Annotated in this window: 6 protein-coding genes; all 6 read left to right on the top strand. The window is 67.2% G+C overall.

Translation table 11 applies throughout. From position 1 onward, the window contains the following. Positions 1 to 956: C40 family peptidase (locus GPA_RS06240; RefSeq protein ID WP_041239183.1), on the top strand; the 956-nt coding region annotated here is incomplete at its 5' end. 21 nt (positions 957 to 977) lie between these two features. Continuing rightward, entirely contained in the window at positions 978 to 1736 is a 759-nt protein-coding gene (locus tag GPA_RS06235) for a hypothetical protein (protein WP_015539325.1), read from the top strand. 14 nt (positions 1737 to 1750) lie between these two features. Beyond that, complete coding sequence (locus GPA_RS06230) at positions 1751 to 2752, top strand: type IV secretion system protein (RefSeq protein WP_015539324.1); 1002 nt, start codon at positions 1751 to 1753, stop codon at positions 2750 to 2752. A gap of 87 nt (positions 2753 to 2839) precedes the next feature. Beyond that, the gene (locus tag GPA_RS06225; protein WP_015539323.1) at positions 2840 to 3328 is read left to right on the top strand and encodes a hypothetical protein; all 489 of its coding nucleotides are present in this window, start codon (positions 2840 to 2842) and stop codon (positions 3326 to 3328) included. A gap of 9 nt (positions 3329 to 3337) precedes the next feature. Beyond that, positions 3338 to 7177 (top strand): VaFE repeat-containing surface-anchored protein, encoded by a 3840-nt coding sequence (locus GPA_RS06220; protein ID WP_015539322.1) that lies wholly within the window; start codon positions 3338 to 3340, stop codon positions 7175 to 7177. Between the two features lie 284 nt (positions 7178 to 7461). Continuing rightward, on the top strand, positions 7462 to 7854 hold a 393-nt coding region (locus GPA_RS06215; protein WP_041239182.1), incomplete at its 3' end, for a TetR/AcrR family transcriptional regulator.

Genomic DNA, 7854 nt, shown 5'->3' with positions numbered 1-7854 from the left:
TGCTGTGCTTCGTTCTCGCAGCGCTGGCCGTCTCCCAGATTGCGAGCGCGGTCTTCGGGTTCTGGAGCGACGCGGCTTCGAAGGCTTCGCTCGAGGGGCTGCCTCCGTACATGACGGTGGAGATGGTGGAGGCCGCGCTCGAGTGCCAGGAGGAGTACGGACATCCGGCGGGCTGCACCCTCGCGCAGATCATCTGCGAGAGCGGGCAGGGCGACGGCCTCTCGGCCCTCGCCGAGCGCGACAAGAACCTCTTCGGCATCAAGTGGTCCTCCTCGTTCCTCGGGTGCCCCAAAGTCGCGGGCAAGAGCTCCTGGGCGACGAGCGAGGAGGTCGGAGGCCAGGTCGTGGGCGTTATGGCCGACTTCACGACGTTCAAGAGCCATCGCGACTGCATCGTGTTCCGCTCGCGCGTCCTCCTGTCCGGCCCCCCCTATGTCGACAACGCCCTCATCCGGGAGGCCATAGCCTCGTGCGACTCGGACAAGATGGCCGAGGGACTGAAGGATGCGGGGTACGCGACCTCTTCGAGCTACGTCGAGACGCTCAAAGCGGCGATGGACGAATACGACCTCAGGCGCTTCGACGGGATGAGCCTGGAGGATTTCAGGGCGGGCGTCGCCGACGGCGACGCGATCGTCGCCGCGGCGGAAAGCCAGCTGGGGGTGCCGTACGTGTGGGGAGGGTCGATTCCCGGGGTCGGACTCGACTGCTCGGGGCTCACCCAATGGTGCTACGCGCAGGCGGGCATCGACATACCCCGCTACTCCGAGGACCAGGCCGCGTCGGGAAAGCGCGTCCCCCTCTCGGAGGCGGAGCCGGGGGACATCCTATGGCGCCCCGGCCACGTCGCCATCTACGTAGGCGGAGACGAGTACATCCACGAGCCCAGGCCGGGGGACGTGTGCAGGCGGGCGACAGGGATCGCCTACTTCACCTGCGCCGTCCGCTACAGATAGCCAAGAGACAGGAGGACTCCCATGCAGAGGAAGAACAAGGCGATGCTCGCCGCGGCCATCGGCATGGTCGCGATAGTCGTCGCGACGACGGCGGTGCGCTGCTCCATCGCGCATACCGCGGGCCAGGCCGACACCGACCCTCCCGCGGCCTCGGTCGAACAGCCCGCCGAGCAGGAGGGCCCGGAGACGGGGACCGAAGCCGGGGAGGGGCCCGACGAGGCGGCCGCCGTCCTGGAGGAACTGCGGGGCAGCGCGTGGACAGCGGCCGACGGCTCGGGCAAGACGCTCGCCTTCCGCGAGGGATCCTTCGTCGAATCCGACGGGGCCTCCGTCTCGATGACCGCGTTCGAGGTGGAGGGGTCGGGGTCTTCGGGCGCCCAGCGCTGGCTCAACGTCCTGCTGCTGAAGGACGGGGACGCGGCGGGCAGGTCGGCCACGATCGTCCTGGACGAGGACGACGAGGTCTCCTCGGTCGCGTGCGACGGGTTCTCCCTTTCCGGGAGATACGTCCGGACGGCGATGTCCGGCAGGACGGTCGAGGTGACGGGGCTCGCCGAGCCCTACCCGTCATTGGTGGACGGTAGGACCGACGAGCTCGCGGCGGCGATCTCCGAGTGGGCCACAGGGCACGCGCCCACCGCCACGAGCGCCTCCTTCGACGGGGAGGTTTTCGTCGACATCGCCGGCGGGCGCGTCAGCGCCACGTTCCATCTGGACGACGACGCCTCGACGATCGTCACCGCGGTCTACCGGTCCGGCGAGTTCTCCGTCCTCGGTTAGGGGGGGGGGCGACGATGAGAGAGACGATCGCGAAGGCCGTCGGGAGCCGCGGGTTCTCGCTCGCGTTCTCCCTCACCGTCCTCGCGTGCGCCGCATCCCTCGCCCTCCCGGCACCTGCGTTCGCGGGGATCGCGGAGGACATCAACGCATGGCTGTGCGGGGTGCTGCGGGACACCTGCAACTGGATATTCGCCGGGCAGACCGACATGCTCAGGTCGATCGGCACGGACGGGGTGCTCGCGGCAGACTTCGCGCAGATGCTCGGGAGCGCGGGCGACGTGACGATGTACGACCTCGTGCGCGGCGTGTGGGAGGCGGCCATCCTGCCCATCGGCTGCGGCATGCTCTCGTTCGTGTTCACCGTCCAGCTCATTAAGGTGTCGCAGCGCATGGACGGCAACGCGAGCATGCCCGGGGTCAAGGAGGTCGTGTTCATGCTCGTCTTCTTCGCAGTGTTCCTGTTCCTGATCCAGAACAGCTTCGACCTCATGCAGGCGGTCTACCAGGTGGTCCAGCTCGCGATAGACCGCGTGACGGGCCTTTTCGGAACCGGATCCGAGCTCGACCTCGAGGCCGTGTCGACCACGACGACGGACGACGACGTCGCGGCGCTGGTCGCCATGCTCGTCGTCGCCCTCGTGAGCTGGCTTGTGGTCATCGTCGCCTACGTGGTGGCGCTCGTCGTCAGCTGGGCGCGCGCCATCCAGATCTACGTGATGGCCGCGTTCAGCCCCATCCCGCTCGCCCTCGTCTCGCTCGACGAGACGAGGCAGATGGGTGTCGGATATCTGAAGAACTTCGCCGCCGTCTGCCTCGCCGGAATCATCATCCTCGTGCTCCTCGTCTCGTTCCCCATCGTATTGGGCGGGCTCAACGCGGCGAGCGTCGGCGCGCCGGTGGTCGACTCCATCGTCGGAGGGCTGTCCTACGCGCTCCAGTACCTTGCGATGTGCGTGCTCCTGATCCTCTCGCTCGTGAAGAGCGGAGCGTGGGCGCGCGACATCCTGGGCGGGTGATTCGGATGGACACCTCGGCGCGCTCCCCCTGAAGACGGCCGGCGGAAACGGCACGGCCGCGAAAGACAGCATCGGAAAGGAGAAGAAATGACTGAGAAGAAGAACGTCTACATCTCACTCCACGAGGCGTTCGTCCGCGAGGGAATCCAGTACACGGACAGAAGGACGGGCGAGCAGAGGTCGTTCAACGTCGTCCGCCTGCCTCCCGACACCGTCATCGACGGCAGGGATGTCGGCGGCTACGAGTTCAGCCCGCTCTACGTGAACCCCTCGAGGTTCCGCGGGGAGCACTGGAGGGACGTGCCGCTCCTCGCGGACCGGGAGGTGCGCCTGAGCAGGTCGGTCCTTGACGCGGAGGGCAGACCGATCGTCGGGGAGGACGGCAAGCGGGAGAAGGAGACCATGGCCGTTATGCCGTCCCAGATAAGGGACGCCCTCTCCGAGGCGAGGAAGCGCTACGCGGAGGAGAACGCACGCGACGGAAGGGGCCTGGCCGAGCGGGCCGCGGAGGCGAAGGGAGCCTCCGAGAGCATGGAGAGGGGCGGCACGCGCCCTTTCGCCTGTGACGCGAGATAGGAGGAGAAGATGGGACAAGCAACCAAGGCGGCGAGGATCCTCCTCGCCCTCCTCCTCGCGATCGGCATGATGGCGCCTGCGGCCGTCCCGCAACGCGCCCATGCGGCGGAGTCGGGAAGCCTGACCGTGGGCAGGATCATCAGCTACGACTCGTATTTCACCAACTGGTTCGAGGTCGACGGGCAGGCCGCATGGTGCGGCAACCCCTCGATGGCGACCCCGGGAGCGGGATCGTATCCCAAGCAAGCCCTCTCTGCGGCGAGCGGGCGCACCGCCGAGCTCGCCGCCGACATGTGGTTCTCGTACGGATCGCCCGGGTTCGATGCGTCCCTCTGGCCTGGCAGCTGGGTCGACGGGAGCGCCATGACCCCCGACCGGTACACTGCGCTCGCGCACATCCTCATGGCTGACACCTATTCGAGCGACGGCAACTACGCGATGTTCGGCTGCTCCGAGGCGTTCCGGGACTGGGTCGCCTGGAACGTCCTGGGCTTCGACGACTCCGGCGCCGTCTCCAACGAGGGCGCGACGGGCAGGCTCATCGCCTCCCGGACGGGCGAGGTTCCCTCGTCCTTCGAGCCCTTCATGCTCTACACGGGCGCGTCAACCCAGGTGATCCTCTCGTTCACGTACAGCACGACGGTCAAGGTCGCCAAGGCGGCCTCGGAGTCATGGGCGCAGCAAGACCCCGACTACTCGCTCGCCGGCGCGGTCTACGGCATCTACCGATCCGCGGCCGACGCCGAGGCGGACTCCGACCGCGTGGCTACGATCACGACCGGCGCCGACGGCTCCGGCGAGTCGGAGAGCCTGGGCGCGACAAGGGACACGTTCTACGCCAAGGAAGTGAGCCCCTCCCCCGGATATGCCCTCGACCCTGAGGTGCGCGAGATCTCCCCCGACAACGACTACACCTTCTCGTCGGAAGAGCCGCCCATCACCGCGCGCATAGTGCTGAAGAAGGTCGACGCCGAGACCGGCGCGCCCGCAGCCCAGGGCGACGCCACCCTCGACGGGGCGGTCTACCAGGCCTCTTTCGAGCGGGGCGGCGAGACGGAGACCGTCGAAGGGACGACCGCCGGCGGCTCCATCGTGTTCGACGACCTGCCCCTCGGGGAGGTGGAAATCAGGGAGGTGTCCCCCTCCGACGGATACCTGCCCGACCGGAAGGTCCACCGCATCGAGGTGACCGCCGAGATGGCCCAGGCGGGCGACGCGGTCATCGAGGTGTCGCCCGAAGGCGAGTTCGGCGAGCTCGTGCAGCGCGGAGGCCTCATCATCGGCAAGGGCGACGCCGAGCGCTATGAGCACGAGGACGGCACGTTCTGGAACTACGCCCAGGGCGACGCCACGTTCGAAGGCGCCGAGTTCACGCTTTACAACCGCTCCGACGCCGCCGTCTGGTACGACGGGAACGGGGACGGAGAGCTGCAGGACGGCGAGATGGTCGACCCCGACGGGGTCGTCGCGGTCCTCTCGACCGAGTACAACGCCTCCCTCGACGCCTGGACCGCCAGCACCGGCGTGCGCGCGCTGCCCTACGGCACCTACGAGGTCGTCGAGACGAAAGCGCCCGAAGGCTACACGGGCGAGGGGATAGTGAGCCACGTGGTCGAGATCCGCGAGGACGGGCAGTTCGACCAGCTCGTGGAGGCCGACGGCATCCTCAACGAGGTCGTCCGCGGCGGCGTCCAGGTGCAGAAGAACGACCTCGAGCTCGGGGAGAGCGAGGCCCTCGGCGGCGCCGACCACTCGAACCTGGCCGACGACGGATACCTCGGAACCTCTCTCGAGGGGATCGGGTTCACCATCACCAACGTGTCCGATCATGGCGTCATGGTCGGCGGGACCTACTACCCCACGGGCAGCGTCGTCGCCGTCATCGAGACGGCGTGGAACTCCGAAGCCCAGGCCTACACCGCGCAGACCGCGTCCGACGCGCTGCCCTACGGCACCTACACCGTCGCCGAGACGGCGACCAACGAGAGCTACCTGCTCACCGACGGCGAGCCCCGCACGTTCGAGGTCCGCGGCGACGGCATCGTGGTGACCTCGGACGTGGACGGCGGAGCGCTGTTGTGGAGCGACCAGGTGGTGCGCCACGACATGCATCTCCAGAAGAAGGGAACCGTCCACGGAGAAAAGCTCGGGCTCGTCCCGTTCCTCATCACCAACGTCACCACCGGCGAGGCCCACGTCGCCGTCACCGACAGGAACGGCATGCTGTCCACGTCTTCGGAATGGCACAGCCGCGAGGGGTCGGCGAACGCGAACGACGCCCTGATTTACGAGGACTACATCGACTCGGAGGACATCGTCGAGGGCTCCGGCATCTGGTTCGGAACGGGCGAGCACGGCTCGCAGGCCGCGCCCGACGACTCCCTCGGCGCGCTTCCCTACGGCGAGTACACGATCGAGGAGATGCGCTGCGAGGCGAACGAGGGCTACGCCCTCTGGTCCGACACGTTCAACGTGAACCGGGACACCACCGAGACCCCGATGGACATAGACCTGGGGACCGTAGACGACGTCCCCGAGCCGAGAATCGATACGGTGGCGCTCGACAAGGCCGACGGCGACCACTCCATCGCGTCCCTAGGAGACGCCGTCATCGTCGACGAGGTTTTGTACGCCAACATGCCCCTCGAGGAGCTCACGGCGCGCGGCGAACTGGTCGACAAGGCGACGGGAGAACCCCTCGTCGTCGACGGCGAGCAAGTCGTCGCCGAGAAGACGTTCGCGCCCATCTCCCCCTCGGGCACGGTGGACGTGGAATTCGAGTTCGACGCGTCCGGGCTTGCGGGAACCGACATCGTGGTGTTCGAGGAGATCCTGCTCGAAGGCGAGGTCATCGCCGAGCACGCAGACATCCTGGACGCCGACCAGACGGTGGCCGTCGAGGCAGCGCCCGAGATCGGGACGGTGGCGACCGACGCCGCAGACGGGGACCACATAGCGTCCGCCGACGGGACCGCGCGCATCGACGACCAGGTCTTCTACAGCGGGCTCGAGAAAGGGAAGGCCTACAGGGTCGAGGGCGTCCTTATGGATCCGGAGACGGGCGAGCCCCTGGACACCGGCGACGGAGCGATCGTGGCAGAGACGAATTTCGTCGCCGAGGGGGAAAGCGGGTTCGCCGTAGTCTCCTTCGAGCTCGACGCCAGCTCCCTCGAAGGCAGGAGCACCGTCGTCTTCGAGAGGCTCTACGACTCCGAAGGCACCTTGGTCGCCTCCCACGAGGACCTCGAGGACGAGGGACAGACCGTGAGCTTCACGGGGCCTTCTCCCGAGATCGAGACAACCGCAACTGACGGCGATGACGGGGACCACGAGGCCTACGCCGACAACGACGTGACCATCGTCGACGAGGTGCGCTATGAGAATCTCGAGCCCGGGGTTGAATACGTTATGACAGGCACCCTGATAGACCGCAGCTCGGCGAAGCCCGTGGAGGAGAACGGCAAACCCCTTACAGCCGAGGTTCGCTTCACGCCCGAGGATGCCGACGGGTCGGTCGAGGTCGTTTTCCGCTTCGATGGGACGGATCTCGCAGGGCATACTGTCGTGGCGTTCGAGGAGCTGTCGCTCGACGGCGAGGTCGTCGCCGAGCACAAGGACCCCAACGACGAAGGCCAGAGCGTAAGCCTGGTCGAACCTCCCAGCGAGACACTGGACGAACCCTCAACCCCTGCTGGCAAGCTGCCCAAAACGGGCGACTCTCTGCCACTGATCCCCATTGCCTGCCTTGCGGGAGCCGCCCTGACGGCAGCCTGCGCCGCGCTCATGGCGCGCCGTCCGGACGGGCCCGCCCCCGAGAAGCCGCACGAAGGCGAAGAGGAAGGCGAATAGGATGGCCTTCCTGCTGCACCTGATTGGAATGGGCATGGGGCTGTGCACGCTCGTCGCCTACGCCTGCATCAAGGTAGGGGCTGAAAGCGAGCGAGACGACCTATCCTGACGAGTGGATGGGAGCTTTCGGAAACAGCCCGATCGCATTCCGTATCCGGTTCAGGACGGAAGCGAGTGCGAGGCATCGGGCCATCGGCGCCTCGCACTCGCCCTCATCGTCAGATTATTATATTGACCATTGTTCAATAATAGGATACCCTTCGGCTTGAAGGAGGTGGGGGAACATGCCGAGAACCGTCAAGGATCCGGAGGAGCGCAAAGCGGAGCTGCTCGACACGGCGATGCGGCTGTTCGCCGAGAAGGGCTACGACAACGTCTCCGTACGTTCGGTGGCGCGCGAGGCGGGGGTCGCGCCCGGCCTCGCCTACCACTACTTCGACTCGAAGCAGCGGCTCTTCGACGCCGCGATCGCGCATTACGCGGAGGAATGCTCCGAGGGGATGCGCGCGGTCCTCGACGACAGGGGGCTCTCCCTCGACGAGAAGCTCGAAGGCGCCATAGCCGTCGCGACCGACCATTCCGCGTTCCCCCACGCGGACAGCCTCCACGCCGAGGGCAACGGCACGCTCCACGACAGGCTGTCGCTCGGCATATGCGAGGCGGTCCGGCCCCGCATG

The organism is Gordonibacter pamelaeae 7-10-1-b (assembly GCF_000210055.1).
Classification (GTDB): domain Bacteria; phylum Actinomycetota; class Coriobacteriia; order Coriobacteriales; family Eggerthellaceae; genus Gordonibacter; species Gordonibacter pamelaeae.
This window is presented reverse-complemented; position numbering and strand designations above follow the sequence as displayed.